Annotated in this window: 22 protein-coding genes, 1 tRNA gene and 3 rRNA genes; 11 read left to right on the top strand and 15 right to left on the bottom strand. The window is 57.6% G+C overall.

Going from position 1 to position 26,339, the window contains the following annotated elements; all coding sequences use genetic code 11:
* Window positions 1-751: 751 nt before the first annotated feature.
* A complete protein-coding gene (locus tag WHX55_RS06825; RefSeq protein ID WP_353742274.1) occupies window positions 752-2,806 on the top strand; it encodes a S9 family peptidase in 2,055 nt (684 codons plus the stop codon).
* A gap of 206 nt (window positions 2,807-3,012) precedes the next feature.
* On the top strand, window positions 3,013-3,486 hold the full coding sequence (locus WHX55_RS06820; RefSeq protein ID WP_150724348.1) for a cyclic nucleotide-binding domain-containing protein: 474 nt from the start codon (window positions 3,013-3,015) through the stop codon (window positions 3,484-3,486).
* On the opposite strand, the gene WHX55_RS06815 is transcribed toward WHX55_RS06820, so the two are convergent.
* A complete protein-coding gene (locus WHX55_RS06815; RefSeq protein ID WP_353742273.1) occupies window positions 3,483-3,773 on the bottom strand; it encodes a hypothetical protein in 291 nt (96 codons plus the stop codon). The genes WHX55_RS06820 and WHX55_RS06815 overlap by 4 nt on opposite strands.
* A 95-nt stretch (window positions 3,774-3,868) precedes the next feature.
* Here WHX55_RS06815 and WHX55_RS06810 point away from each other — a divergent pair, with 95 nt between their 5' ends.
* The 4 genes from WHX55_RS06810 (at window position 3,869) to WHX55_RS06795 (ending at window position 6,102) form a co-directional block, all read left to right on the top strand.
* A complete protein-coding gene (locus WHX55_RS06810; RefSeq protein WP_046043858.1) occupies window positions 3,869-4,555 on the top strand; it encodes a hypothetical protein in 687 nt (228 codons plus the stop codon).
* 50 nt (window positions 4,556-4,605) lie between these two features.
* Window positions 4,606-4,977 (top strand): YajD family HNH nuclease, encoded by a 372-nt coding sequence (locus WHX55_RS06805; protein ID WP_007898702.1) that lies wholly within the window; start codon window positions 4,606-4,608, stop codon window positions 4,975-4,977.
* Between the two features lie 197 nt (window positions 4,978-5,174).
* On the top strand, window positions 5,175-5,645 hold the full coding sequence (locus WHX55_RS06800) for an RNA methyltransferase (RefSeq protein WP_150724345.1): 471 nt from the start codon (window positions 5,175-5,177) through the stop codon (window positions 5,643-5,645).
* Window positions 5,646-5,724: 79 nt separating this feature from the next.
* Complete coding sequence (locus tag WHX55_RS06795) at window positions 5,725-6,102, top strand: DUF2892 domain-containing protein (RefSeq protein WP_056721330.1); 378 nt, start codon at window positions 5,725-5,727, stop codon at window positions 6,100-6,102.
* Window positions 6,103-6,173: 71 nt separating this feature from the next.
* Here WHX55_RS06795 and WHX55_RS06790 read toward each other — a convergent pair whose 3' ends face one another.
* Both WHX55_RS06790 and WHX55_RS06785 read right to left on the bottom strand, forming a co-directional pair.
* The gene (locus WHX55_RS06790) at window positions 6,174-7,403 is read right to left on the bottom strand and encodes a hypothetical protein (protein WP_353742272.1); all 1,230 of its coding nucleotides are present in this window, start codon (window positions 7,401-7,403) and stop codon (window positions 6,174-6,176) included.
* Window positions 7,404-7,438: 35 nt separating this feature from the next.
* Window positions 7,439-7,888: a YcgN family cysteine cluster protein gene (locus WHX55_RS06785; protein WP_095945369.1), complete on the bottom strand. Its 450-nt coding sequence runs from the start codon at window positions 7,886-7,888 to the stop codon at window positions 7,439-7,441.
* Window positions 7,889-8,052: 164 nt separating this feature from the next.
* On the opposite strand from WHX55_RS06785, the gene WHX55_RS06780 reads away from it, so the two are divergent.
* Window positions 8,053-8,646 (top strand): nitroreductase family protein, encoded by a 594-nt coding sequence (locus tag WHX55_RS06780; protein WP_353742271.1) that lies wholly within the window; start codon window positions 8,053-8,055, stop codon window positions 8,644-8,646.
* 122 nt (window positions 8,647-8,768) lie between these two features.
* Here the strand turns inward: WHX55_RS06780 and WHX55_RS06775 are convergent, their stop codons facing one another.
* The 5 genes from WHX55_RS06775 to WHX55_RS06755 all read right to left on the bottom strand — a co-directional run bounded on the left by WHX55_RS06775 (window position 8,769) and on the right by WHX55_RS06755 (window position 14,699).
* Window positions 8,769-9,701, bottom strand: coding sequence for a D-2-hydroxyacid dehydrogenase (locus tag WHX55_RS06775; RefSeq protein WP_353742270.1), 933 nt, complete (start codon window positions 9,699-9,701; stop codon window positions 8,769-8,771).
* 119 nt (window positions 9,702-9,820) lie between these two features.
* The gene (locus tag WHX55_RS06770) at window positions 9,821-10,114 is read right to left on the bottom strand and encodes a YcgL domain-containing protein (protein WP_033041871.1); all 294 of its coding nucleotides are present in this window, start codon (window positions 10,112-10,114) and stop codon (window positions 9,821-9,823) included.
* Window positions 10,111-11,244 (bottom strand): ribonuclease D, encoded by a 1,134-nt coding sequence (gene rnd / locus WHX55_RS06765; RefSeq protein WP_150755678.1) that lies wholly within the window; start codon window positions 11,242-11,244, stop codon window positions 10,111-10,113. The genes WHX55_RS06770 and rnd overlap by 4 nt, the downstream gene beginning before the upstream one ends.
* A 232-nt stretch (window positions 11,245-11,476) precedes the next feature.
* Window positions 11,477-13,126 (bottom strand): phosphoethanolamine--lipid A transferase, encoded by a 1,650-nt coding sequence (locus tag WHX55_RS06760; RefSeq protein WP_353742269.1) that lies wholly within the window; start codon window positions 13,124-13,126, stop codon window positions 11,477-11,479.
* Window positions 13,127-13,316: 190 nt separating this feature from the next.
* Complete coding sequence (locus tag WHX55_RS06755; protein ID WP_353742268.1) at window positions 13,317-14,699, bottom strand: glutamine synthetase family protein; 1,383 nt, start codon at window positions 14,697-14,699, stop codon at window positions 13,317-13,319.
* A gap of 496 nt (window positions 14,700-15,195) precedes the next feature.
* Here WHX55_RS06755 and WHX55_RS06750 point away from each other — a divergent pair, with 496 nt between their 5' ends.
* From WHX55_RS06750 to WHX55_RS06740, 3 genes are all read left to right on the top strand, one after another.
* On the top strand, window positions 15,196-16,380 hold the full coding sequence (locus WHX55_RS06750) for a cyanate transporter (protein ID WP_353742267.1): 1,185 nt from the start codon (window positions 15,196-15,198) through the stop codon (window positions 16,378-16,380).
* 13 nt (window positions 16,381-16,393) lie between these two features.
* Complete coding sequence (locus WHX55_RS06745) at window positions 16,394-17,311, top strand: DMT family transporter (protein WP_150755673.1); 918 nt, start codon at window positions 16,394-16,396, stop codon at window positions 17,309-17,311.
* Between the two features lie 114 nt (window positions 17,312-17,425).
* Window positions 17,426-18,364 carry a LysR family transcriptional regulator gene (locus tag WHX55_RS06740; RefSeq protein WP_150755672.1) on the top strand — a complete coding sequence of 313 codons (939 nt, stop codon included), beginning with the start codon at window positions 17,426-17,428 and terminating at the stop codon, window positions 18,362-18,364.
* A 3-nt stretch (window positions 18,365-18,367) separates the two neighbouring features.
* Here WHX55_RS06740 and WHX55_RS06735 read toward each other — a convergent pair whose 3' ends face one another.
* Entirely contained in the window at window positions 18,368-18,733 is a 366-nt protein-coding gene (locus tag WHX55_RS06735) for a 5-carboxymethyl-2-hydroxymuconate Delta-isomerase (RefSeq protein ID WP_150757517.1), read from the bottom strand.
* A 57-nt stretch (window positions 18,734-18,790) separates the two neighbouring features.
* Window positions 18,791-19,717 carry a LysR substrate-binding domain-containing protein gene (locus tag WHX55_RS06730; RefSeq protein ID WP_353742266.1) on the bottom strand — a complete coding sequence of 309 codons (927 nt, stop codon included), beginning with the start codon at window positions 19,715-19,717 and terminating at the stop codon, window positions 18,791-18,793.
* A gap of 251 nt (window positions 19,718-19,968) precedes the next feature.
* Here WHX55_RS06730 and WHX55_RS06725 point away from each other — a divergent pair, with 251 nt between their 5' ends.
* On the top strand, window positions 19,969-20,175 hold the full coding sequence (locus WHX55_RS06725) for a hypothetical protein (RefSeq protein WP_150724331.1): 207 nt from the start codon (window positions 19,969-19,971) through the stop codon (window positions 20,173-20,175).
* A 50-nt stretch (window positions 20,176-20,225) separates the two neighbouring features.
* Here the strand turns inward: WHX55_RS06725 and WHX55_RS06720 are convergent, their stop codons facing one another.
* The 5 genes from WHX55_RS06720 to WHX55_RS06700 all read right to left on the bottom strand — a co-directional run bounded on the left by WHX55_RS06720 (window position 20,226) and on the right by WHX55_RS06700 (window position 26,338).
* Entirely contained in the window at window positions 20,226-20,417 is a 192-nt protein-coding gene (locus WHX55_RS06720) for a DUF1508 domain-containing protein (RefSeq protein ID WP_150724330.1), read from the bottom strand.
* A 197-nt stretch (window positions 20,418-20,614) separates the two neighbouring features.
* Window positions 20,615-20,730: ribosomal RNA gene (gene rrf / locus WHX55_RS06715) — 5S ribosomal RNA — on the bottom strand.
* Between the two features lie 150 nt (window positions 20,731-20,880).
* Window positions 20,881-23,772: ribosomal RNA gene (locus WHX55_RS06710) — 23S ribosomal RNA — on the bottom strand.
* Window positions 23,773-24,084: 312 nt separating this feature from the next.
* A 16S ribosomal RNA gene (locus WHX55_RS06705) occupies window positions 24,085-25,621 on the bottom strand.
* Together the 16S, 23S and 5S rRNA genes form the textbook arrangement of a ribosomal RNA operon.
* 627 nt (window positions 25,622-26,248) lie before the next feature.
* Window positions 26,249-26,338 (bottom strand) — tRNA-Ser (locus WHX55_RS06700).
* Between the last annotated feature and the right edge of the window lies 1 nt (window position 26,339).

The following is a 26,339-nucleotide window of genomic DNA, read 5'->3' as shown; positions in this document are numbered from 1 at the left end:
CAGCAGTTTTGGCTTGTTCATAATTACGGCGTTTATCAGCAGTTCACTTACGTTACCCATACCAACCAGCCTAGCGTCTCAACCCGGCACTGCTCCGAGTATCTATGCTTTACCTCGCGGCAAAAGCACACCCTGACGGGGACTACATTGTGAGAAGAGCTTCACACCTCACCGTTACCAGTGACGCATGTCTTCCTAGGCTATCGTTGGTCGCACAACGAGTCCGCTGCCACCTTGCGAGCAAGGTAGATGGACAATGACAGACAGAGCTTTCGCTCATGTCTCCGGTTTGATGTGAGCAGGGACTGCCGAGGCAGCATGCCCAAAGAAATTGTTACCTCCTGTTTCAAAAGCAGGAGGGAACCCCAGCGGGGATTCTCTCCCGCATGGGTTTAGCCCTGAACAGGGCTGATGTGTAGTAGGCACTCCAGTACCGGAAAATCTGGTACTGCGGTCGAGCTACCGAGCGCTAATCGACCTTGAGTTTGCCACCGCCGCTGCGGCAAGTCCTTGAAGGCATTGGACTTCTGGGAGGGTTTTGTTTCTTGGGGTTGGGTACCCAAGCTCTTGGCTTCCTTTCGGAAGCCCTTCAAGATGACTCTACACCTCGAAGTCTTGGAGACACGCTACGCGTGTCGCACAGAGGCGCTTATGATAACGGCTTTTCGCCCGTCAGGCTGCATCAATGCCTGACTGTTGGGCGCTATCCAGGTTGCCAGCCCCTATTCCGTACACTGTTCGAGAGCCCTTCATGCCCCTATCCGCCAACATTCACGACGCTCCGATTGCCCACATGGCTGATGGCTCCGACCCGTATGCCTGGCTGCAAGAGCGCGACACCAAGGCAGTGCTCGACTACCTGAAGGCCGAAAACAGCTATCAGGAAGCGCAAACCGCCGACCAGGCCGAGCTGCGTGAAACCCTGTTCGAAGAGATCAAGGGCCGGATTCTCGAGACCGATCTGTCCCTGCCCTCGCCGTGGGGACCGTATCTGTATTACACCCGCACCACGGCGGGCGATGAGTACGCCCGGCACTACCGCTGTCCGCGTCCGGCCGATGACAGCCTGACCCTCGACGAAAGCCGTGAACAACTGCTGCTGGACCCTAACGAACTGGCCAAGGGCGGCTTCTTTTCCCTGGGTGCGTTCAGCATCAGCCCGGACCACCAGCGTCTGGCCTACAGCATCGACTCCAGTGGCGACGAGATTTACACGCTGTTCGTGAAGGAATTGTCCGACGGCCGCGTCAGCGAGCTGGAATTCCAGGACTGCGACGGCAGCATGACCTGGGCCAACGACAGCCTGACGCTGTTCTTTGGCGAACTGGATGATACCCATCGCCCGCACAAGCTGTATCGCTATCGACTGGACGGCACGGCGGCCGAAGAAGTGTTCCATGAGCCGGACGGTCGCTTCTTCATGCATTGCTACCGTTCAAGCTCCGAGCAGCAATTGCTGCTGTCCGTGGGCAGCAAGACTACCAGCGAAGCCTGGGTCCTCGACGCCAACCAGCCGCAGCAAGCCTTTACCTGCATCGCACCACGAGTCGAGGATCATGAGTACGACGTCGACCACGGTGTACTCGACGGTCAAAGGACCTGGTTCATTCGCAGCAACCGTGACGGCATCAATTTCGCCTTGTACACCGCTGTCGATACCGGCGCCGCGCCGACCGAAGCCGACTGGCAGAACCTGATCCCCCACAGCGACACGGTGATGATCGACGGCATCAGCCTGAACACCCGGGCCATGACCCTCAGCCTGCGGGTCGGCGGCTTGCCGGTCATTGAAGTTCACCCGCAAGGCCTGGCGCCTTATCGCGTGCAACTGCCAGACGCAGCCTATAGCCTGCACGTACAAAACAGCCTGGAGTTCGAAAGCGACCGGATTCGCCTGCGCTACGAAGCGTTGAACCGTCCGGCGCAAATCCGCCAGCTTGAACTGGCGACCAGTGAGCAGAAAGTGCTCAAGCAAACCCCGGTGCTCGGCCCGTTCGATGCCGACGCCTACGTCAGCCAGCGCCTGTGGGCCACTGCGCCGGACGGCACGCAAGTGCCCATCAGCCTGGTGATCAAACGCACAGACCTGGGCAAACCCGTGCCGCTGTACCTCTACGGCTATGGTGCCTATGGCGAAAGCCTCGACCCGTGGTTTTCCCATGCGCGCCTGAGCCTGCTGGATCGCGGCATGGCGTTTGCCATTGCCCACGTGCGTGGCGGCGGCGAACTGGGGGAAGCCTGGTATCGCGCCGGCAAGCAGGAGCACAAGCACAACACCTTCAGCGACTTTATCGCCTGCGCCGAACACCTGATCGCCCAAGGCTTCACCACTGCAGCGCAGTTGGCGATCAGTGGCGGTAGCGCCGGTGGCTTGCTGATCGGCGCGGTGCTCAATCAACGGCCCCAACTGTTTGGCGCCGCCATCGCCGAAGTACCGTTCGTCGACGTACTCAACACCATGCTCGACCCTGACCTGCCATTGACCGTGACGGAATACGACGAGTGGGGCAACCCTGAAGAACCGGACGTCCATGATCGGATCAAGGCCTACGCCCCGTACGAAAACGTCACCGCACAAGCTTATCCGGCGACCCTGGTGATCGCCGGTTACAACGACAGCCGCGTGCAGTATTGGGAAGCGGCCAAGTGGGTGGCGAAATTGCGCGCGACCAAGACCGACAGCAATCCCCTGCTGCTCAAGACTGAGCTGGGTGCCGGGCATGGCGGGATGAGCGGTCGATATCAGGGATTGCGTGACGTAGCACTCGAATATGCATTTTTGTTCAAGGTACTGGGTATTGCCTGAGGAACCTGGCGCGGTGTGCCGGTCTTAATTCCGGACACTGGTTGCCGATACAACCCGTATCCCTTGTGGGAGCGAGCCTGCTCGCGATAGCGGTGGCGCATTCAACATCAATATCGAATGTGCCGGCCTCATCGCGAGCAGGCTCGCTCCTACAAAGGTCAATCAATACCCGGAACAACAGACACTACAAAAAAGACCGTGACGACATGTCTGAACCAACCTTTCTGAACAACGAAATTCGCGACTGGCTGATGGATTGCGGCCTGTTCAATCAACTGCTGCCGGCGGACTTCGCCGCGGCTTCGGGCTACTTCAGTATCAGCACCATTGCCCAGGGCGAAGAGATCTTCCAGGAGGGCGATGCGGGCAGTTTCATGTGCATCATCCACACCGGTCAGGTGGCGGTGCAGAAAACCACCGCTGACGGGCAACGAGTCACCATTGCCACGTTGCGCAGCGGCCGCTCGTTCGGCGAAATGGCCGTGCTTGATGGCGAGCGGCGCTCGGCCAGTTGCGTGGCTGCGAGCAACTGCCAGTTGCTCAACCTGGGCAAGGACTCGCTGGAAAAGATGCTCAACGACGCACCGAAAATCGCCGCCAAGATCATCCGCGCCCTCGCCGTGTCCCTCTCCAAACGCCTGCGCATGGCCGACGGCCAACTGCTTTCGCAGCAGGTCTAGCCGCCCGGCGACTTGGCTTTCGGCGGATTGGGTTCCAGGCCCGGCACGGGCTGGTCCTTGGTCGGCGGGCTCGGCATTTCAATCGGCACCAACGGCGGACCGCTACTGCCGGGACCGACTTTAGGCAATGGTGCCGGGCTGATCTGCGGGTACGGCGTGGGCGTCGCAGTGCCGGGTGAACCGGGTATCGGCGCGGGGCTGACGGGAATCGATTGCAGCTGTTGAGCCTGCACTGCAGTTATCGAGAGCGCGGCCAGGGCAATGACCGTTAGAATGGTGCGCTTCATCAATGGCTCCGTTGACCTTGTCGTCATAAACAGGCTACTCCCAACTGCGTCTGTTTGCCCTCCCGAGTTCTGCCAATTTTCTTCAAGTGAGCCCCATGAAACGTTTCGTTCTGCTGGACACCACCCCCATCCCTGAAAACGGCGGCGCGCTGTGCCTGTTCGAATACGGCGAGGATTTTGTCATCAAGATCCAGGGCGGCGATGGCGGACAATTGATGAACACGCGCATGCACGGTTCCGAAGATGCCCTGGCCGAAATTCCGTGTCGCAAGGTTGCCGGCCGACCGAATTCTCGGGTACTCATCGGCGGCCTGGGCATGGGTTTCACCCTCGCCTCGGCGCTCAAGCATTTGGGCAAGACCGCCGAAGTGGTGGTCGCTGAATTAGTGCCAGGCGTTGTGGAATGGAATCGCGGGCCACTCGGCGAGAAAGCCGGAAACCCGCTTCAAGACCCACGGACCGTGATTCGCATGGAAGACGTGGCCAAAGTCCTGCAAGCCGAACCCCAGGGTTTCGATGCGATCATGCTCGACGTCGACAACGGTCCCGAGGGCCTGACCCAGAAAGCCAACAGCTGGCTCTACTCCGCCGGTGGCCTCAGTGCCTGCGCCAAGGCCTTGAGACCAAAAGGCGTGCTGGCCGTCTGGTCGGCCAGCGCTGACCGGCAATTTTCCGACAAACTGAAGAAAGCCGGCTTCAAGGCCGAGGAAGTGCAGGTCTTCGCCCACGGCAACAAGGGCACCCGCCACACCATCTGGATTGCCGAGAAGCTCAAGGGCTAGGCTAAACTTCACCCTATAACTGTCATTAGTCTTTCTACAAAGGTGAACCCATGAGTTCGTCCACCCCGACCAACACTTCGAAGCTGGACCGCATCCTTGCCGACAACCAGCGCGACAAGGAAATGGGCTACCGCGACAAGGCCCTGAAGATGTACCCGCACGTCTGTGGCCGCTGCGCCCGTGAGTTCTCCGGCAAGCGCCTGAGCGAACTGACCGTGCACCACCGCGACCACAACCACGACAACAACCCGCAGGACGGCTCGAACTGGGAGCTGTTGTGCCTGTACTGCCACGATAATGAACACTCGCGTTACACCGACCAGCAGTATTTCGACGAAGGCTCGCTGAGCACGCCGAAAATCGCCAAGGCCACGCACAACCCGTTTGCGGCGTTGGCGGGTCTCATGAAAAAAGAAGACTGAAGTTCTTCTGTACCTGAACCGGCCCCTTCGCGAGCAGGCTCGCTCCCACATTGTTCTGCGTCCGTCAGGACACCTCGGTCAACTGTGGGAGCGAGCCTGCTCGCGATAGCAATCGCTCAGACACCACCAATCTCAAACCGAACACCCCCGCCCCAATCCCCGTATAATCGCGCTTTTTTCCGAAAGGCACCCCGCTCGTGGCAGACAAACGGTACAGCTGCATTGGTTTGTATAACCCCAAATCACCGGAGAACGTCGGTTCGGTGATGCGCGCCGCTGGCTGTTATGGCGTGGCGTCGGTGTTCTACACCGGCAAGCGCTATGAGCGCGCCGCCGACTTCGTCACCGATACCAAGCGCGTGCATTACGACATCCCGCTGATCGGCATCGACGACCTGAAGAAAATCCTGCCCCTCAACTGTGTGCCCGTCGCCGTGGAACTCGTCGACGGCGCCCGCCCGTTGCCGGAATACACCCACCCGGATCGCGCGCTCTACATCTTTGGCCCGGAAGACGGATCGCTGGATAAAGAAATTCGCGACTGGTGCGAAGACGTGGTCTACATTCCGACCACCGGCTGCATGAACCTGGCCGCCACGGTCAACGTCGTGCTCTACGACCGCATGTCCAAGGGGCTCAATACCCGCTCCGGGCCAAAATTCCGCTAATCGCCGCACATCCGATTGAACGAGCTGCCCGCCACGGCTGTCAGCTTGACTATCGATCCCTGAAGCCTGGAGACAGACCATGAGCGAACTCAAACGCGTCGAGCGTATCGAATCCACCCCGTTCCAGAGCCCTTCCGAGCAGAACGTGCAGGGCTGGGAGCGCATTGGCTCCCTGGCTGGCGGCGTGGTGATGGTGGGCAAGGGCCTGCGGCGTGGTGGGATCTTTGGCCTGATCCAGGTGGCCATCGGCGGCGTGGCGCTGGCGCGCGGTATTACCGGCCACAGCTCGGCTAAAAGCCTGCTGGAGAAAGGCCGTCAGGACATGAATAACGTGCGGGCGAAAATCCAGCGGGCGGGTGAAGAACTGAGCCAGTTGAAGGCCAATGCCGAGGCGGCGACCAAAACCGCGACAGTGACCGGCAATGACTCCTTGAAGTCGCCGAAAGCCGGGGTTTGATCAGGCTTGTCCGGCGGGGCTGATGGCCCTATCGTCGGAACGCCGCCCGGAGCAAGCTCGCGATGACGGACTCACTGAATCAACTCGGTACTCAATACCTTTGAAGAACCACCGATCACGCTCTCGCTGAGCTGAACAAACGCCTGGGTATCGATATCCCCCAGCCGCATCGCCCCGCGCAACACGTCGTCCAGCGACCGCTTGTTATGGGTTTTCAGGCGAATCTCGCGGTCCAGTTCCTGCAGCAACGCCACCGCCCTGGCCACCTGTGCCGGGTTGATCTGCTCACCGCGCAGCGTGGTGACCTTCTGGCTGCTCCTGACCAGTTTGCCGTGCAGGTTCTCGTAGCGTTCATCGCTCATGCCGCCGGCCCGGCGCACCAGTTCGATGGCGTAATACTCGGCAAAGCCTTCGCGGATCCAGTCACTGCGCCGGGTGCCATTGATACGCCCGAACATCTGGGCCAACTCGCGGACCAGGGCACTGGTGCCGCTTTCGCTGACCAACGGCAGGTGACTGTTGAGGTAGATCGACTCGTGCGCCGACTGGCTGCCGCGCCACATGGGATCATTGGCCCCGACGATCAGCAGTTTGCCCGGGTGTCGCGGATACAGCGCCTGCACTTGCGGCCAGACGAAGGTCAGCAGCGTCAGCACATCCATACGGCGCATGCCCTGCCCCAGCGGCGAGGCGACAGTGACTTCGGTCTCGCCCAGACGAGTACGACGGCTGCCGAGCTGGCCAGCGAGCATCCAGCCCGTGGGCCGGTCGAACAGTCGGGAAGGGTTATCGATACGGAATTTATTCGGGCCGATTCGTGGCCACGCGGTTTCAACGCTTTTCCAGCCACCGGGCAGTTCGAATTCAAGGCGTGAAACCAGTTCGATGCCGTCCTGTTGATCGAGCCTGGCAACCGGCACCAGATCGTCGCCGCGCATCAACGCCCAGTTTGGCGTCATGCGCGTCTCGAAACTGCCATTCTTGCGGCTATGGCTGATGTTCACGCGGTAGGTCAGGCTGGCCTTGTCGGCGGCCGGACGCCAGACACCACGCGCCGTTTTACCGGGGGTCAGCTGCCATTGGCCGTCAGCCTTGAAGTCGCTGTAGCGGCTGCCGTCGCCGAGGTTGAAATCCAGGCTGCGTACCGCCGCCCCCTGGGCGAGCGTCAGGCGCACTTCGGCCTGATCGCTCTGCGGCAACAGGCGCACGTGGTAATCCAGATTGACCTTGTTCGCAGCCCATGCGGGCGAATTCACGACCAGTAATCCAAGGATCAACGCCTGCCGCCATCCCACAGCCATACACACTCCTTCGTGAAACCATGAACCTCAGGCAATCAGCCTGCGCGGAAAATCAGGTGATCTTCCCAGTCATCTTCCGGCACGCTGCCTTCGGCGAGCATGCGCCCGGACTGGGAGATCCGCTCGTGATGAACGGCATCGCGATCACCACACACCAGGTGATGCCACAACGGCAGGTCCTTGCCTTCGCTGACCAGGCGATAGCCGCAGGTCGGCGGCAGCCATTTGAATTCGTCGGCCTTGCCCGGCGTGAGCTGGATACAGTCCGGCACGGAGTCACGACGGTTGGGATAGTCCTTGCACTGGCAGGTTTTCAGGTCCAGCAACTTGCAGGCGATGCGCGTGTAATAGACGCTGTTGTCGTCTTCGTCTTCAAGCTTTTGCAGGCAGCACAATCCACAGCCGTCGCACAGCGACTCCCATTCCTCCTGATCGAGTTGATCGAGGGTCTTGCGTATCCAGAACGGTTCTACTTTGGCGGCCATGGTTCGAGTATCGACATCAGGTGGTGAAAAGGCCGCCAGTCTAGTGCCCATGGCCCCGTGGGCCAAGCATTGGCGACTGTCGGTAGAACGGGCTTGTCAGTTTTTGCGCTGCCCAGTAGGGTTTTGTGTTGCTCCCACTTTCAAACGTAGCCAGGAATCTCTTGATGAGCGCCAACCCACGCGTTGCCGATTACGCCATTCACCCTCAGTTCACCGATCGCTGGTCGCCCCGCGCATTCACTGGCGAAACGATTGCAGAGGAAACCCTGCTGAGCTTCTTCGAAGCCGCCCGCTGGGCACCCTCGGCCTACAACTCGCAACCCTGGCGCTTCCTCTACGCACGTCGCGACACGCCGAGCTGGGAGCGTTACCTGGGCCTGCTGAACGAATTCAACCGCAGCTGGGCGCAACATGCGTCGGCCCTGGTGATCGTAATTTCGAAAACCACCTTCACCGCGCCTGGCGCCACCGAAGAAACCCCGGCCCTATGGCACACCTTCGACACCGGTTCCGCCTGGGGCCACCTGGCCTTGCAAGCGAGCCTGAGCGGCTGGCACACCCACGGCATGGCAGGCTTCGACCAGGAGCTGACCCGCAAGGAGCTGAACATTCCTGAAGGCTACGCCCTGCACGCGGCCGTCGCGGTGGGCAAGCTGGGGGACAAGGCGAGCCTGGCGGATTACCTGCAAGCCCGAGAAGAACCGAGCCCGCGTCGCCCATTGAACGAGTTGGCGGCTGAAGGTGATTTCACCCTCTGAGCCCCACCGTAAAACCCTGTGGGAGCGAGCCTGCTCGCGATGAGGCCGTGTCAGTCAACGTTAATGCGAATGACACACCGCTATCGCGAGCAGGCTCGCTCCCACATTGAGCAGTGGTGATTTCAGTAACCGCGATCGAAATCCACTTCCCCGCGCAACGCCTCTCCCGCCTGATACGCCCGCAGGTTCTCGACAAACAGCTTCACCATCATCGAAGGCGAAGTCGGTGCCGAGCTGTGACCGGTCAGCAGTAAGCCCCAGGCCGTCCAGAACGGATGACGCTGGGGCAGGGGTTCCTGACGGCACACGTCGATTACTGCGCCAGCCAGATGGCCTTCCTTCAAGGCATCCACCAGATCCGCATCGACCACCGCCACACCGCGCCCGGCGTTGATGAACAACCCGGTCGGCTTGAATTGCTTGAACAGCGCAGCGTCGTAGATATCGTGGGTTTCCGGCGTGTTCGGCAGCAGGTTGACCACGTAATCGACTTCACCGACCAGCCGCGGCAGATCCGCCAGTGAACCGACTTCGATAAACGGTGCCTGCTCCCGCGCGCTGCTGGCAACGCCATACAACTCGACGCCGAACGGTACGAGGAACTGCGCGACACTTTGGCCGATATCACCGGTGCCGACGATCAACACCTTGCGCCCCGCCAGGCTCTGGCCATGGCGACTGTCCCACTTGCGCTCGACCTGGCTGACCAGTCGCGCCAGCACTTCACGTTCGTGACCGAGCATGTACGTGAGCACGTACTCGGCCATGACCTGGCCGAAGATTCCGACTGCACGGGTCAGCCGATAGTGCCGCGGCAAGCCATCGGCCAGCAGCGGCGTGATGCCGGCCCAGGTCGATTGCAGCCATTGCGGTTGATGGCCCTGGCGTAGCAGGGTCGCCAGCAAATCAGGCTGGCCGAGCCACACCGGGCAATCGGCGGCCTGGCTGGCCAGTTCGGCGGAATCACCGCTGGTCAGCACCTCCAGGTCCGGTGCCGCCTCGCGCAACAGTTGGACGTACACCGGGTGGTCGTGTTCAGCAATCAGGACGCGCATGCTTCAAACCTTTCAAAAACGGTGCAGACGGCCGCCGACGGAGCAGTGCTCCGTCGATGCTGCCATCGCTAAAATCAATCAGTGTTTCATAACCACTCTGAACAGAGCCTGTCTGGCGCTCACATCGGATCGTTGCGACGCAACAACTCTTCCGGCAAGTGCTCGATGTACTCGTCTTCAGCAGGTGGCATTTGCAGGTGATAACCCTGTTTTTCGAGATTTTCCAGCACGACCGTGATGTCCTCACGCGACAGTTTGCGCTCGGGGCTCAGCACCAGGTCGAACGCGTGGATGGCCTTGCCGAAGGCTGCCATCAGGGGTTCCGGCACGCGTTCCAGAGCATCGCTCTTGAGCACATACAGGTACATTTCGTTTCGCTTCGAGCTGCGGTAGATGGAACAAATACGTTTCAAGGCTGTTCTCCGGCGGTGGCCAGGCTGTCGAGCAGCGCCTGGCCCATCAATTCGCGGCGCCAGCCACGCAGCGAATCAGGCAATTGGTAGGGACCATTGGGGAAGCCGCTCTTGAGCAGCGCTTCCAGGGTTTTCTTGCGCAGCATCAGTTCCGGCGCGATATTCAGGCGCTCGGCTTCGGCCTGGCCTATGGCCTTCATTTGTTTGAGCAGCGCAGCGGCATCCACCGGCAACGGCTCCGGCACGGCTGGCGGCCATTGATCAGGCGACACACTGCCAGAGCGCTTGATCAGATCAAGCAGAAACTCGCCGTCCTGACGCACGGTACGCGGGTGCATGTCTTCGATTTTCGCCAGGGCACCGAGGTTATCCGGTTGCGTACGCGCCAGCGGCCACAACGAATGCTCGCGGATAATCCGGTTGCGCGGCAGGTCGCGGACCCGGGCTTCCTTTTCGCGCCAGGCGCAGAGCTCACGCAAAACGGCGAGTTGAGCGCGGGACAACTTCCAGGCCAGCTTGGCATCGCGATAGACCTCGTACGGGTCGATCTCGCGGCGCAGGTTGGCCACCAGTTCGGCGCCGTCTTCCAGGACCCAGGTGTATTTCTCGTCAGACAGCTTTGGACGCAGCTTTACGAAGACTTCAGCCAAATGCACGGCGTCTTCGGCGGCATAGCTGATCTGGGTTTCGGAAAGCGGACGTTGCAGCCAGTCGGAACGGGTTTCACCCTTGGGCAGGTCGATGCCGAGCACTTCCTGCACCAGCCGCGAATAGCCCATGGAAAAACCGAGGTTCAGGTAAGCGGCAGCCAACTGCGTATCGAACAGTGGCGTCGGCAGGCTGCCGGTCAGGCGTAGCAGGACTTCGAGGTCTTCGCTGCACGCGTGGACAACCTTGAGCACCGCCGGGTTTTCCAGCAACGCGGCCAATGGCTGCCAGTTGTCGATGGTCAGCGGGTCGATCAGATAGGCGCGAACGCCATCACCGATCTGCAGCAGGCCGGCGATCGGGTAGAAGGTGTCGACCCGCATGAATTCGGTGTCGAGGGCAACGAATGGCAACTGTTGCCACTCGGCGCACAACCGTCCGAGGCTATCGTTGTCGCGAATCCAGTGAATATCGATGGCCACACGGCTCTCCCTTGAAGAATGGCGCGCAGTATATATCGCCCCCGGCGATTTCCGCGCATCCACTGAACAAGAGCGTTAGCGAAAATTACTGCGTGACATAAAGAATAGTCCTACAAAGCCGAGCTAGCTGGTCTTACCCAGCATCTGGAACCGTCGCGAGAATCACCGTGCCCGGCCAACACCGGCCAAAAGCCAGGTCGGCGGTCGTTGCGTGAAACAGAGTCAGAGGCAATCAACCCTTGGCCAACACGCCGTCGGTCACTGGACCACGACATCCGGCAAACATGTCCAGATCCTGGTTGTAGACCTTGCTGTTGACCTCCAGCAGCCCAAGCATCGAATGGAACAGGTTGTCCTGGCTCAGGGGCTTTTCACGGCTCTGTTGCAGGCAGTGGGTGTCTACCGCAAACGACTTTTTATAGCTGTCGGAGAACCAGGCAAACATGGCGACATGCTTTTGCTGCTCCGGTGCCAGCATGTAAGGCGTGCCGTGGAGGAACAAGTTGTATTCACCCAGGGACTCGCCGTGGTCCGACAGATACAGCATCGCGGTATCCACTTTGTCCTGGTTGCTGCGCAGCAGATCGATCAAGGTCGACAGCACATGGTCGGTATAGACCAAGGTGTTGTCGTAGCCATTGACGATACTTTCGCGACTGCAATTGTTCAGGGCATTACTCTCGCAAACCGGGGTGAAGCGCTCGAACTCTTTCGGATAACGCTTGAAGTACTCCGGACCGTGGCTGCCCATCTGGTGCAATACCAATACCGTGTCCTTGTCCAGGGTATCGATGAAATGCTGTAGCCCTTGCAGCAGGATTTCGTCGCGGCATTCGCTGTTGGCGCACAGCGCCGGGTCCTTCAGATTGCTGACGTCGTCAACGGTGACGCGATCGCACGTACCTTTGCAGCCTGACTGGTTGTCACGCCAGATCACGTCGATACCCGCATGCTTGAGCACGTCCAGCAGGCCTTCTTCGTTCTTTGCCTTGCTGGCGTTGTAGTCCTTGCGTCCCATATTGGAGAACATGCAAGGCACCGATACGGCGGTCTCAGTACCGCAGGAATGCACATCGGTGAATGCGATCAGGCCATCTTCCTTACTCAGTGTCGGAGTGGTGTCGCGGCTATAGCCAAGGATGCCGAAGTTCTCCGCCCGGGCACTTTCACCCACGACAAGAACCGTCAGGGATTTGCGCCCGTGAGTTTGCCAGGCCGGATTGCGCCGGGCATCTTCACCGAGCTTCACAAAAGGCTGATGTGCAGACGCAACCTGCTCGCGCAAGAAGCCAGCCGAGGCACCAATGTAGTTGCTTGGCACCACCATCAGGCGTAACTCGTGGTGATTGCGAAACAGCGAAGACAGTCCTTGATAGTTAACCAGTGCAACACCACCAATGACTGCTGCCGAGGCAAAAACCACCAGAACTTTACTGAGTAGTTCACGGTGCCAACGACGATAATTAATCGGCGTCTTCCACAACAGCCAGGACGGCAAAACGCCGAGCAGAAAAATATACACAAACAACTTGAGCGACAGTAAGTCACGCACTTCCGTGGCATTGGTTTCAGCGAAGTTACGCAACATGCCGGTGTCGATCAGAACACCATACTGGCTCATGAAATACGCCACCCCCGCGCTGGTCATGAACAGCAGGGTCAGGATCGGTTTGAGCACCGGCCGGAATGCCAGCAGGGTCAGCACAATGTTGAAGGCCGCGAAGATCATCGCTCCGAAGGCCACGCGCATGACGATGCCTTTGCCATCGGATGCGGTGATTTCGAACAGGTGTTGCCAAAGTACGTAATTGAAGCCAACTAACAAAAACGTGCTGGCAATCAGTGTCACCCATTCAGGGCGCACAGCTTTAATCTTAAGCATGATATTTGGCGGATCCTGAAAATAAGTATCTTCGGCAAATGTGAAAATTTCATTTACCGAGACAGCTGTAATTTTAGGCAGCCAACAATCAATTTTTTGTGAAAAATAAGCCAACAATTAGTTGGCTTATTAAGTCCGCCTGACACTTTCAGACTATTTGAGAATGGTTCAGCCCCGATTCAGATTCGACTCAAGCCTGGTGCAAATACCAGCGCCAGTCCTGTTCACCGACCTCCCCCATGAATTGACGATATTCAGCGCGTTTCACCGCCAGGTAGACGCCGAGGAATTCGCCGCCGAAGGCTTCCCTGGCCCAACTCGAACCTTCCAGCGATCGCAAAGTGGTCAGCCAGTCGGTCGGCAACAGTTTCGCAGCCTGGGCGTAGCCATTGCCTTCCACCGGCGCACCGGGATCGAGTTGTTCGCGGATACCGCGATGAATACCGGCCAAAATCGCCGCAGCCGCCAGATAGGGGTTGGCATCTGCGCCACAGATTCTGTGTTCGATGTGCCGGGAATACGCCGGCCCGCCAGGTACGCGCAGGCTCACGGTGCGATTGTCCACGCCCCAGGTGGCCGCCAGGGGCGCGTAGCTGTTGGCCTGGAATCGCCGGTAGGAGTTGGCGTTGGGGCAGAACAGCAACAGCGAATCGAGCAAGGTACTGAGCATGCCGGCGACGGCCTGCTTGAGCAGTGGCGTTCCATCCGGGGCTTCGCTGGCGAAGAGGTTGTTGCCGTCCTTGTCCGCCAGGCTCACGTGCATGTGCATCCCGGTGCCGGCCAGGTCATCGAAAGGCTTGGCCATGAAGCAGGCTGTCATGCCGTGTTTGTGCGCCACACCCTTGACCAGACGCTTGTAGCGCACCGCTTCATCCATCGCCTGCAGCGCGTCGGTGCGGTGTTCGAGGGTGATTTCCACTTGCCCCGGCGCGTATTCGGAAATGGCCGTGCGCGCGGGAATCCCCTGGAGCTTGCAGGCGCTGTAGAGATCGGCCAGGAATGGTTCGATCTGCTCAAGCTCGCGCAACCCGTAGACCTGGGTGCCGCGCGGACGCCCGCCATCGACATCCCGTGCCGGTTGCGGTCGGCCATTGCTGTCGCGTTGTTGGTCCAGCAGGTAGAACTCCAATTCCGCCGCCATGACCGGGTAATAACCGTCAGCCTGCAAACCTTCGATGACTTTCGCCAGCAGATGACGGGGATCGGCAATAGTGGCGGGCATTCCCTCCGTCGGGTGCATGCTGACCTGTACGGCCGCCGTCGGAATCAGGCGCCACGGCATACGCGTGAGGCTGCCGCTGATCGGGTAGGCGCGGCAGTCGATATCACCGACATCCCAGACCAGCCCGGAGTTCTCCACGTCATCGCCGTTGATGGTCAGGCCGAGGATGGTGCTCGGCAATGGCCGCCCGCTTTCATACACCGCCAACAACTCATCACGATGCAGCAGCTTGCCCCGCGGCACACCGTTGTTGTCGAGGATGAACAGCTCGAACATTTCAATATCCGGGTTCTGCTCCAGAAAGGTCAGGGCTTCTTGCTGGGTGGCAAACGAGGTCGTGGCACAACTCATGGGAACTCTCTTTTTCCGTGTCAGACGGGTACGCAAAAGCACCCGCACTTTAATCCCGCCATCGAGCGGAATATGTAGGAACAATCAGCGGAAAAAGCAGGAATCCGGCGGGCGCGCATGGCGGCAATGCCACAGCGCCCAGAAAGCCAGTTCAGAAGGTAGTGCAGAGAGGTTTGGCGTGGTGGTGGGCGTGAATCGACGACCAAGGCTCGACGCTCGAATGTCGATGGATGCCTTGAAGTGGATTGCGACTGGCCAACCGCCCATACAGAGAACCGCAGAAAACAGATGACCCGCAGCGTCACACGATGGCTTAAGTCGTTAAATCAGGATTTGAAGAACCTTGGATGTCGTCTGGCTAAACATTAGGCTGTTTTGTGATGCCTTCTGTGGGAGAAGGTCTGTATTTGATTTCTAAATACCACCCCAGACTTTCTGATTTGCCCCCTTCGGGCCTCGCGCGCCTAATCGGAACCCTTCTGTTCAAGGTCCGATCATGGAAAACACCCGAGCCACTTCCCGCCCTGCCCTCTGGCTCATGTTCAGCATTGTCCTGGTTGCCCTGAACCTGCGCCCTTCCATGGCCGCTGTCGGGCCTCTGCTCTCGGCGATTCGCGACGACATTGCACTGAGCTTCAGCCAGGCTTCACTGCTGACAATGTTGCCGGTGACGGCCATGGGACTGGCGATGTTTTTCGGCCTGCGCGTCAGCCAGCGATTCGGCGATCAGCGCACGGTGGTGTTCTCGTTGCTGATCATCGGCGTGGCCACGGTTTCGCGGTTGTTCCTTGATTCAGCCGCGGAGTTGCTCCTCAGTGCAGTACTGGCAGGTATCGGGATCGCCCTGATCCAGGCCCTGATGCCAGCGCTGATCAAATCCCGCTTCAGCGACCACGTTGCCCTGTGCATGGGGCTCTACGTCACATCGATCATGGGCGGTGCCGCCATGGGGGCTTCCTTTGCGCCGCTGGTGATGGCGCGTACTGGAAGCTGGCGTATGGGCCTGGCGATCTGGACCGTTCTCGCCGTGCTGGCGTTGCTTTTCTGGCGCAGCCATAGCGCGGGGATGCCTACACTGGATTCGAGGGCATCCAGCAAAAATTCGTACTTCGCCAATTCCCGCGCATGGTTACTCGCGATTTTCTTTGGCTTGGGCACTGCGTCCTACACCTGTGTTCTGGCCTGGCTGGCGCCGTACTACGTGGAAAAAGGCTGGAGCGAGCAGAACGCCGGATTGCTGCTCGGGTTTCTGACCGCCATGGAAGTGCTGTCGGGCCTGCTGACGCCCGTCATCGCCAACCGCAGCCACGACCGCCGCGTCGTGCTGATGGTATTGCTGACACTGATCATCGCCGGTTTCTGCGGACTGATTCTGAGCCCGCAGCATTTGAGCCTGATGTGGCCATGCCTGCTGGGGCTGGGCATTGGCGGCCTGTTCCCGATGAGCCTGATCGTATCGCTGGACCACCTGGACAATCCGGTGCGCGCCGGTGGCCTGACCGCATTCGTGCAAGGCATCGGCTACTTGATCGCCGGCCTGTCGCCGCTGCTGGCGGGGATCATCCGCGACCAGCTCGGCAGCTTTGAATGGGCCTGGTGGTCGCTGACGGCAGTCATGGCACTGATGATGCTGATGGTTTTGCGCTTCAACCCAAGGCACTACAGCCGACACATCCATTGACCCGGAGCCTGCCATGAAAACCACCGGTTTCGCCGTCGCTCACGCCAGCATGCTGCTTTGGGCCTTGTTGATCGCCGCATCGTTTTCCGCGGCGGCGCAAGTCAGCCAGGCCATCGACCCGATCCTGCTGACCGGTTTACGCCTGCTGTTTTGCGCCTTGGTTTTTCTGCCGCGGTTGCTGCTCAAAGGCGATGCCGTCATGACCGCCCGCGCGCTGTTCGGTCACGCGGTGCTCGGCCTGCTGCTGGCGCTGTACTTCGGTTCGCTGTTCGAAGCATTGCGCTACACCTCGGCTGTCAACACCGGGACGATGTTCACGCTGGTGCCGCTGATGACCCTGGGTTTCGAAGCCGTGCTGACACCTGACAGCCGTCTGAAACAACGGATTGTGCCGATGCTGCTCGCCGCTGCCGGGGCGGTTTTGTTGATCATGAAAGGCACTGGCCCCGGCGAGTTGCCATCGCCCTATGCATTGACGGTGTATGGCATCGGCTGCCTGGCGATGGCGCTCTACGCCCCCCTCAGCCAGCGCCTGAAAGCCGATAGTCTCAAGGGACGCGGGCCGGTGCCCATGACGTTCTGGAACATGCTGTTCGGTGCGCTGTTTCTGCTGGTGTTCTGTGGATTGAGTGGCGGTTGGCGCTCGGCATCATTACTGACGCTCAACGATTTCTATTGGCTGATGTACCTGGCCGTGTTCGCCACCCTGGCGACGTTTTGGCTGCTGCACCGGGCCATCGGCGTGATCGCGCCGTCCTCGGTGATTTCCTACATCTACCTGAGTACGTTGTTCATCACCTTGTTTCACTGGCTATGGGGGCGCCAGATGCCGCTGCCGCTGGAAATGGCTGGCGCGGTGCTGGTGGGTCTCGGCATGTTCGCGCTGTTGATATCCAGCCGCCGCACGGTGTCGGCGATGGTCCAGGGCTGACAGGGTCCTGGGCGAAACGTCCTGCAAGGCATTTTCCCTGCTCGCCCATTCCGCTAGGATCATTCACCCACCCATGCGCACGGTCAGCGCAAGGGACGCAGCGAGATGGAATGGATGCTGAACAGTAATTCGCTTAGAAAACTCGACATGCAGGACCTCATGGTGTTCGTCGCCGTGTATGAGCAGAACAGCGTCACCGACGTATCCGAGACGCTTTGCGTCAGCCAGTCCACCGTAAGTTACTGCCTGAAAAAACTGCGCACCAGTTTCGAGGACGAACTGTTCATCAATACCCGTACCGGTGGCATGCAGCCCACCTGCAAGGCCCGCGCGATGTACCCCCACGTACTGAAAATCCTGGAAAGCATCAACCTGTGTCACGCCGGCTTACCCACGTTCGACCCGGGCCTGCAACCCGTGACCTTCAACATCTGCGCACCGGAATATTTCGAACAGCTGATCCTGCCGCGCTTGTTGAAAACCTTCGACCTCGCCGACCTTCCGGTGATGGTCAATGTGTTCAAACTCGAAGCCGATATCCCAGCCGAAGCATTGCGCGAAGGCAGCCTCGACCTGGTGATGTGCTTCGGTCCGGACTTTCATCGCAGTCACGTCGATTTCAAATCGCAGACGCTGCTGGAAGACGATCTGGTGTGTGTTTTCGACAAGCGCACCACGCCGGCGGAACCACGCTTGAGTCTGCAAACCTATGTCGAACGTCGACACGTGTTCCCGACACCCTGGACGTCCGCCACCAACATGGTCGACGGCTGGCTCGCGCAGCAGGCACAACAGCGCCAGATCGTTGCACGCGCCAACAGCTACAGTGCAGCGCTAAAGCTGATTACCGGCACCGACTATGCCCTGACCCTGCCCCGGCGCATCCAGCGATTGCTGGCCAGTGCAGACACCTTCAATCACTGTGAAGCGCCCGAAGGCTTGCCGGGTTTCACCCTCGACATGCAGTGGAACCAGGGTGTCGATCAGGACAGCGCCAACACCTGGCTGCGAGCGCAAGTGATCCGGGCCTGCGTCGACCAGGAGACGGCCTGATGCTCAGTTGTTGATGGCGGTCTTGCTGTAGGAGTCGCGATCGATGTCGAGAATTTCCACGCACAACTGGACCTCGATGCTGCTCGGCCATTCACACAGGTCCCGCACCACCGCCAGCAGGCTTTCAGACAGCTGTTTCTTGATCTCTGCGGAACGACCACTCAACAGCGCCAGTTTCACATGCACGAACGCCCGCTCAGCCAGTGCCGTACCGACCTTGAACGTCTCGACCTTGACCGCGCGGCTCTTGATGTCGAATTCGGCAGCAAACTGACCGGAACCCACCAATGTATTGTTCAACCGCATCAATGCCACATCGGCATTCAGATCAGTCAGGTTGGCGGTATATTCCATGTGCAGGTGAGGCATGAGTCAGTTCCTGTAAGTGGGTGGAAAGGTCGTACATATAACACAGCACCGCCCTGCTCATTCAGGCAGCGGCAAAACCGCACGCTCGCTCATGAACGCTTCCAGCCGCGAGCGCAGCCAGCGCTCGGCAGGGTCGGTATCGACATGACTGAGCCAGACCATGGACAGGTCCAGGGTAGGTGTCTGGATCGGAAAGGGTTCCTTGAACAGCACTCCCGATGCAGCCATCGCCTCGGCGGTGTAGTCCGGCAGGCTGGCAATCAGGTCCGTCCCGGCAAGCAGCGCCGGCAAAGAACTGTATTGCGGGACCGAGAGCACCACCTGGCGCGTGCGGCCGATATCTGCCAGCCACTCGTCGGCGTAGCCACTGACGTTGGCGGTATGGGACACCAGCACGTGCGGCCGCGCGCAATATTCATCGAGGGTCAGCGGTGTGTCGGAGGCATCGGCGCGCAAAATGCTGGGCTGGATGTGCCGCAGCAACTTGCGCTTGGCATTGGCCGGCAAGCCACGGGTCTGGCTGATTCCCACCGTGATATCGCCGGACGCCAGCAAGTCGGGAATCCGCCAGTAATCGACATGCTGCACCACGAACACCACGTTGGGCGCTTCCTGGCGCAGCGCTCGCAGCAATGGCGGCAACAGCCCGAACTCGACATCGTCGGACAACCCGATGCGGAACGACATCTTGCTACTGGCCGGGTCAAAATCATGGGTCAGGCTCAAGGCCACGGACAACGAATCCAGCGCCGGCGAGAGGTGCCTGATGATTTCCTCGGCTCGCGCTGTCGGCTCCATGCGATGGCCAACGCGTATGAACAGCGGATCATTGAACATCGCACGCAAGCGGTTGAGCGCCGAACTGATGGTCGGCTGACCGAGAAACAGCTTCTCCGCCACCCGAGTGACATTGCGCTCGAGCATCAGCGCTTCGAATACCACCATCAGGTTGATATCCGCCTTGCGAAGTTCATTGCGATTCATCCACTGCCCCCGATCCCCAAATCTGCTGACAGTTTAGGTAGCTGGTGCGATTGCCGTCTATCCAACTCAGGTTCAACAGCCTGATGCCGTTCACGTTTAAGCAAAATGCTGTTCCATGCCTAGTCCTACAGCCTCTTCCTTTTTACCTGAAACCCCTGGCAGGCAGCCCGTGAGTCCCTAAGCTCAGCGACGCACGAGGTGAAAAACCACCCTCGTCATCCAAAACATGCGAAATCACAAGGAGCGGCACCATGGCCAGAGACAAAGCCAAAGACGACAAACATTTCAACTGCACCCAGGTACACGAAGCCGACTACGTCGCCAGCCTCTACCCGCACGCCAGGGAAGAGGTCAAGACATTCCTCGCCTCCGCCTGCAAGGACAAATCCCTGCACAACTCCACCCACAAGGACGTCTACGAACTGATCAAGAGAAAACTGGGCCATACCCAGCCGTAAGACGGATTGAAACGAAGCTGCTCTGTACGAGCAGCTTCAGCGCCCTCTATCTAGATTTCCTTGATCGGGGTCTGCTCGCAGGTCCCTTTGATCAAACTGATTGCATGCACACAATCAGCCTTGTTGACGTAAGCCTCCCCGCTGGCAATCGTTTCATGATTGCCTGCCCTCAACCGCCAACGCCATTGGCCCTTGCCGGTCAGAACGGTGCCGCGGATTTGTCTGTAAATCTCAAAATACATTGCTCGCTCCTTGCGATTGCTGGTGGCTGCAGATCAGTGGTCTGCGAAACCAGAGTAAAGGAGGAGCTTCCAGGCTGATTGCTTTCAATGTCAGGGGATATTTCGCACTGGCGACCCTGAATAACCGTGTGCCAACTTTCCTGCGGACAAAAACAAAACCCCTACCTGCATACGCAGATAGGGGTTTCGGAATTTAATCTTGACGATGACCTACTCTCACATGGGGAAACCCCACACTACCATCGGCGATGCATCGTTTCACTGCTGAGTTCGGGATGGGATCAGGTGGTTCCAACGCTCTATGGTCGTCAAGAAATTCGGGTACTGAGTCGTGACCGGCTGGCCGCGCTTCAGCAAATTGGGTATGTGACAGCTTGGTGTTTTGTGAGTATCACGAACTTTCGGTTCTTTCGTCTTCACACACCGCAATCTGGCCTTTCGACGCAAATTGCTTGGGTGTTATATGGTCAAGCCTCACGGGCAATTAGTATTGGTTAGCTCAACGCCTCACAGCGCTTACACACCCAACCTATCAACGTCGTAGTCTTCGACGGCCCTTCAGGGGACTCAAGGTCCCAGTGAGATCTCATCTTGAGGCAAGTTTCCCGCTTAGATGCTTTCAGCGGTTATCTTTTCCGAACATAGCTACCCGGCAATGCCACTGGCGTGACAACCGGAACACCAGAGGTTCGTCCACTCCGGTCCTCTCGTACTAGGAGCAGCCCCTCTCAAATCTCAAACGTCCACGGCAGATAGGGACCGAACTGTCTCACGACGTTCTAAACCCAGCTCGCGTACCACTTTAAATGGCGAACAGCCATACCCTTGGGACCGGCTTCAGCCCCAGGATGTGATGAGCCGACATCGAGGTGCCAAACACCGCCGTCGATATGAACTCTTGGGCGGTATCAGCCTGTTATCCCCGGAGTACCTTTTATCCGTTGAGCGATGGCCCTTCCATACAGAACCACCGGATCACTAAGACCTACTTTCGTACCTGCTCGACGTGTCTGTCTCGCAGTCAAGCGCGCTTTTGCCTTTATACTCTACGACCGATTTCCGACCGGTCTGAGCGCACCTTCGTACTCCTCCGTTACTCTTTAGGAGGAGACCGCCCCAGTCAAACTACCCACCATACACTGTCCTCGATCCGGATAACGGACCTGAGTTAGAACCTCAAAGTTGCCAGGGTGGTATTTCAAGGTTGGCTCCACGCGAACTGGCGTCCACGCTTCAAAGCCTCCCACCTATCCTACACAAGCAAATTCAAAGTCCAGTGCAAAGCTATAGTAAAGGTTCACGGGGTCTTTCCGTCTAGCCGCGGATACACTGCATCTTCACAGCGATTTCAATTTCACTGAGTCTCGGGTGGAGACAGCGCCGCCATCGTTACGCCATTCGTGCAGGTCGGAACTTACCCGACAAGGAATTTCGCTACCTTAGGACCGTTATAGTTACGGCCGCCGTTTACCGGGGCTTCGATCAAGAGCTTCGCGTTAGCTAACCCCATCAATTAACCTTCCGGCACCGGGCAGGCGTCACACCCTATACGTCCACTTTCGTGTTTGCAGAGTGCTGTGTTTTTAATAAACAGTCGCAGCGGCCTGGTATCTTCGACCGGCGTGGGCTTACGGAGCAAGTCCTTCACCCTCACCGGCGCACCTTCTCCCGAAGTTACGGTGCCATTTTGCCTAGTTCCTTCACCCGAGTTCTCTCAAGCGCCTTGGTATTCTCTACCCAACCACCTGTGTCGGTTTGGGGTACGGTTCCTGGTTACCTGAAGCTTAGAAGCTTTTCTTGGAAGCATGGCATCAACCACTTCGTGTTCTAAAAGAACACTCGTCATCAGCTCTCGGCCTTAAGATCCCGGATTTACCTAAGATCTCAGCCTACCACCTTAAACTTGGACAACCAACGCCAAGCTGGCCTAGCCTTCTCCGTCCCTCCATCGCAATAACCAGAAGTACAGGAATATTAACCTGTTTTCCATCGACTACGCTTTTCAGCCTCGCCTTAGGGACCGACTAACCCTGCGTCGATTAACGTTGCGCAGGAAACCTTGGTCTTTCGGCGTGGGTGTTTTTCACACCCATTGTCGTTACTCATGTCAGCATTCGCACTTCTGATACCTCCAGCAAGCTTCTCAACTCACCTTCACAGGCTTACAGAACGCTCCTCTACCGCATCACCTAAGTGATACCCGTAGCTTCGGTGTATGGTTTGAGCCCCGTTACATCTTCCGCGCAGGCCGACTCGACTAGTGAGCTATTACGCTTTCTTTAAAGGGTGGCTGCTTCTAAGCCAACCTCCTAGCTGTCTAAGCCTTCCCACATCGTTTCCCACTTAACCATAACTTTGGGACCTTAGCTGACGGTCTGGGTTGTTTCCCTTTTCACGACGGACGTTAGCACCCGCCGTGTGTCTCCCATGCTCGGCACTTGTAGGTATTCGGAGTTTGCATCGGTTTGGTAAGTCGGGATGACCCCCTAGCCGAAACAGTGCTCTACCCCCTACAGTGATACATGAGGCGCTACCTAAATAGCTTTCGAGGAGAACCAGCTATCTCCGAGCTTGATTAGCCTTTCACTCCGATCCACAGGTCATCCGCTAACTTTTCAACGGTAGTCGGTTCGGTCCTCCAGTCAGTGTTACCTAACCTTCAACCTGCCCATGGATAGATCGCCCGGTTTCGGGTCTATTCCCAGCGACTAGACGCCCTATTAAGACTCGCTTTCGCTACGCCTCCCCTATTCGGTTAAGCTCGCCACTGAAAATAAGTCGCTGACCCATTATACAAAAGGTACGCAGTCACCCAACAAAGTGGGCTCCCACTGCTTGTACGCATACGGTTTCAGGATCTATTTCACTCCCCTCTCCGGGGTTCTTTTCGCCTTTCCCTCACGGTACTAGTTCACTATCGGTCAGTCAGTAGTATTTAGCCTTGGAGGATGGTCCCCCCATATTCAGACAAAGTTTCTCGTGCTCCGTCCTACTCGATTTCATGACCAAGAGATTTTCGCGTACAGGGCTATCACCCACTATGGCCGCACTTTCCAGAGCGTTCCGCTAATCTCAAAGCCACTTAAGGGCTAGTCCCCGTTCGCTCGCCACTACTAAGGGAATCTCGGTTGATTTCTTTTCCTCAGGGTACTTAGATGTTTCAGTTCCCCTGGTTCGCCTCTTGCACCTATGTATTCAGTACAAGATAACCATCTTATGATGGCTGGGTTCCCCCATTCAGACATCTCCGGATCAAAGTCTGTTTGCCGACTCCCCGAAGCTTTTCGCAGGCTACCACGTCTTTCATCGCCTCTGACTGCCAAGGCATCCACCGTATGCGCTTCTTCACTTGACCATATAACCCCAAGCAATCTGGTTATACTATGAAGACGACATTCGCCGAAAATTCGATTGAGCTCCTAAGAGCAACTCACAAATTTTACCTTAGCCTGATCCGTTACCAGTGAAAGTAACGTTCAGTCTATCTTTCTATCACATACCCAAATTTTTAAAGAACGAACTAGTCAAAGACTAGAAATCAATATTCATACTGGAATATTCATTTCTAAACTCTAACGAAACAGACCACCTTAAAGGCTGGCCTCTCGTCTTCTTCAATGAATCAAGCAATTCGTGTGGGAACTTATGGAGCAGCTGAGTCGTCGATTAAGGAGGTGATCCAGCCGCAGGTTCCCCTACGGCTACCTTGTTACGACTTCACCCCAGTCATGAATCACACCGTGGTAACCGTCCTCCCGAAGGTTAGACTAGCTACTTCTGGTGCAACCCACTCCCATGGTGTGACGGGCGGTGTGTACAAGGCCCGGGAACGTATTCACCGCGACATTCTGATTCGCGATTACTAGCGATTCCGACTTCACGCAGTCGAGTTGCAGACTGCGATCCGGACTACGATCGGTTTTGTGGGATTAGCTCCACCTCGCGGCTTGGCAACCCTCTGTACCGACCATTGTAGCACGTGTGTAGCCCAGGCCGTAAGGGCCATGATGACTTGACGTCATCCCCACCTTCCTCCGGTTTGTCACCGGCAGTCTCCTTAGAGTGCCCACCATGACGTGCTGGTAACTAAGGACAAGGGTTGCGCTCGTTACGGGACTTAACCCAACATCTCACGACACGAGCTGACGACAGCCATGCAGCACCTGTCTCAATGTTCCCGAAGGCACCAATCCATCTCTGGAAAGTTCATTGGATGTCAAGGCCTGGTAAGGTTCTTCGCGTTGCTTCGAATTAAACCACATGCTCCACCGCTTGTGCGGGCCCCCGTCAATTCATTTGAGTTTTAACCTTGCGGCCGTACTCCCCAGGCGGTCAACTTAATGCGTTAGCTGCGCCACTAAGAGCTCAAGGCTCCCAACGGCTAGTTGACATCGTTTACGGCGTGGACTACCAGGGTATCTAATCCTGTTTGCTCCCCACGCTTTCGCACCTCAGTGTCAGTATCAGTCCAGGTGGTCGCCTTCGCCACTGGTGTTCCTTCCTATATCTACGCATTTCACCGCTACACAGGAAATTCCACCACCCTCTACCATACTCTAGCTTGTCAGTTTTGAATGCAGTTCCCAGGTTGAGCCCGGGGCTTTCACATCCAACTTAACAAACCACCTACGCGCGCTTTACGCCCAGTAATTCCGATTAACGCTTGCACCCTCTGTATTACCGCGGCTGCTGGCACAGAGTTAGCCGGTGCTTATTCTGTCGGTAACGTCAAAACACTAACGTATTAGGTTAATGCCCTTCCTCCCAACTTAAAGTGCTTTACAATCCGAAGACCTTCTTCACACACGCGGCATGGCTGGATCAGGCTTTCGCCCATTGTCCAATATTCCCCACTGCTGCCTCCCGTAGGAGTCTGGACCGTGTCTCAGTTCCAGTGTGACTGATCATCCTCTCAGACCAGTTACGGATCGTCGCCTTGGTGAGCCATTACCTCACCAACTAGCTAATCCGACCTAGGCTCATCTGATAGCGCAAGGCCCGAAGGTCCCCTGCTTTCTCCCGTAGGACGTATGCGGTATTAGCGTTCCTTTCGAAACGTTGTCCCCCACTACCAGGCAGATTCCTAGGCATTACTCACCCGTCCGCCGCTGAATCCAGGAGCAAGCTCCTGTCATCCGCTCGACTTGCATGTGTTAGGCCTGCCGCCAGCGTTCAATCTGAGCCATGATCAAACTCTTCAGTTCAAACATCTTTGGGTTTTGAGAAAACCCTAAACTTGGCTCAGCAATCGTTGGTTACATCTTTGATTTCTCGCGGAGTAACTTGTGATGCTGATAATCTGTTGACTAGCAGTCTGACTCCACAAGCACCCACACGAATTGCTTGATTCAGTTGTTAAAGAGCGGTTGGTTAAGATCTTTCGTCTCAACCGAGGTGCGCATCTTACAGCGCATCTTTTCAATTTGCAACCTTAAAAGTTTCTGATTTTTCAACAAAATCAACTACTTAAGCCAAGAACAACATCAAACTGCTCGTTAGCGGGAGGCGAATAGTACAGGATTAAAATGCGTGGTCAACCCCCCCACCTGAAAATTCTTCTTCCTTACCAAGGCGCCCGGGTTGCCACCACGAAAACCTCCAGCGTCTATATAAAGCATCGGGGCAGCAGAGAACCCAAACCACGTCGCCTGGACATATAGATACAACAATGATGAGAAAGCCCTGCGGTAAATGGATACCCGGGGTATCCCAAGAGCATGACGGGCATCGCGCCAAAAATGCCGGGACACGAAATACCCCAACCAATATGACAGAAACGAAAAAGCCCCTGAAATGTTTAACCATTTCAGGGGCTTAGTCTTATTCAATAATGGCGGAGAGATAGGGATTCGAACCCTAGGTACCGGTGAAGGTACAACGGATTTCGAATCCGTCCCATTCGGCCACTCTGGCATCTCTCCA

The organism is Pseudomonas fluorescens, assembly GCF_040448305.1.
In the GTDB taxonomy this organism is placed as follows: domain Bacteria; phylum Pseudomonadota; class Gammaproteobacteria; order Pseudomonadales; family Pseudomonadaceae; genus Aquipseudomonas; species Aquipseudomonas fluorescens_BH.
This window is presented reverse-complemented; position numbering and strand designations above follow the sequence as displayed.

Excerpts from the sequence above, each read along its gene's own strand:
- WHX55_RS06725 (WP_150724331.1), top strand. The coding sequence starts at position 19,969 with ATGGCCAGAGACAAAGCCAAAGACGACAAACATTTCAACTGCACCCAG.
- WHX55_RS06730 (WP_353742266.1), bottom strand. The coding sequence starts at position 19,717 with ATGAATCGCAATGAACTTCGCAAGGCGGATATCAACCTGATGGTGGTA.
- WHX55_RS06745 (WP_150755673.1), top strand. The coding sequence starts at position 16,394 with ATGAAAACCACCGGTTTCGCCGTCGCTCACGCCAGCATGCTGCTTTGG.
- WHX55_RS06820 (WP_150724348.1), top strand. The coding sequence starts at position 3,013 with ATGTCTGAACCAACCTTTCTGAACAACGAAATTCGCGACTGGCTGATG.
- WHX55_RS06720 (WP_150724330.1), bottom strand. The coding sequence starts at position 20,417 with ATGTATTTTGAGATTTACAGACAAATCCGCGGCACCGTTCTGACCGGC.
- WHX55_RS06755 (WP_353742268.1), bottom strand. The coding sequence starts at position 14,699 with ATGAGTTGTGCCACGACCTCGTTTGCCACCCAGCAAGAAGCCCTGACC.
- WHX55_RS06735 (WP_150757517.1), bottom strand. The coding sequence starts at position 18,733 with ATGCCTCACCTGCACATGGAATATACCGCCAACCTGACTGATCTGAAT.
- WHX55_RS06780 (WP_353742271.1), top strand. The coding sequence starts at position 8,053 with ATGAGCGCCAACCCACGCGTTGCCGATTACGCCATTCACCCTCAGTTC.
- WHX55_RS06760 (WP_353742269.1), bottom strand. The coding sequence starts at position 13,126 with ATGCTTAAGATTAAAGCTGTGCGCCCTGAATGGGTGACACTGATTGCC.
- WHX55_RS06790 (WP_353742272.1), bottom strand. The coding sequence starts at position 7,403 with ATGGCTGTGGGATGGCGGCAGGCGTTGATCCTTGGATTACTGGTCGTG.
- WHX55_RS06815 (WP_353742273.1), bottom strand. The coding sequence starts at position 3,773 with ATGAAGCGCACCATTCTAACGGTCATTGCCCTGGCCGCGCTCTCGATA.
- WHX55_RS06750 (WP_353742267.1), top strand. The coding sequence starts at position 15,196 with ATGGAAAACACCCGAGCCACTTCCCGCCCTGCCCTCTGGCTCATGTTC.
- WHX55_RS06805 (WP_007898702.1), top strand. The coding sequence starts at position 4,606 with ATGAGTTCGTCCACCCCGACCAACACTTCGAAGCTGGACCGCATCCTT.
- WHX55_RS06795 (WP_056721330.1), top strand. The coding sequence starts at position 5,725 with ATGAGCGAACTCAAACGCGTCGAGCGTATCGAATCCACCCCGTTCCAG.
- WHX55_RS06775 (WP_353742270.1), bottom strand. The coding sequence starts at position 9,701 with ATGCGCGTCCTGATTGCTGAACACGACCACCCGGTGTACGTCCAACTG.
- WHX55_RS06810 (WP_046043858.1), top strand. The coding sequence starts at position 3,869 with ATGAAACGTTTCGTTCTGCTGGACACCACCCCCATCCCTGAAAACGGC.
- WHX55_RS06825 (WP_353742274.1), top strand. The coding sequence starts at position 752 with ATGCCCCTATCCGCCAACATTCACGACGCTCCGATTGCCCACATGGCT.
- WHX55_RS06740 (WP_150755672.1), top strand. The coding sequence starts at position 17,426 with ATGCTGAACAGTAATTCGCTTAGAAAACTCGACATGCAGGACCTCATG.
- WHX55_RS06785 (WP_095945369.1), bottom strand. The coding sequence starts at position 7,888 with ATGGCCGCCAAAGTAGAACCGTTCTGGATACGCAAGACCCTCGATCAA.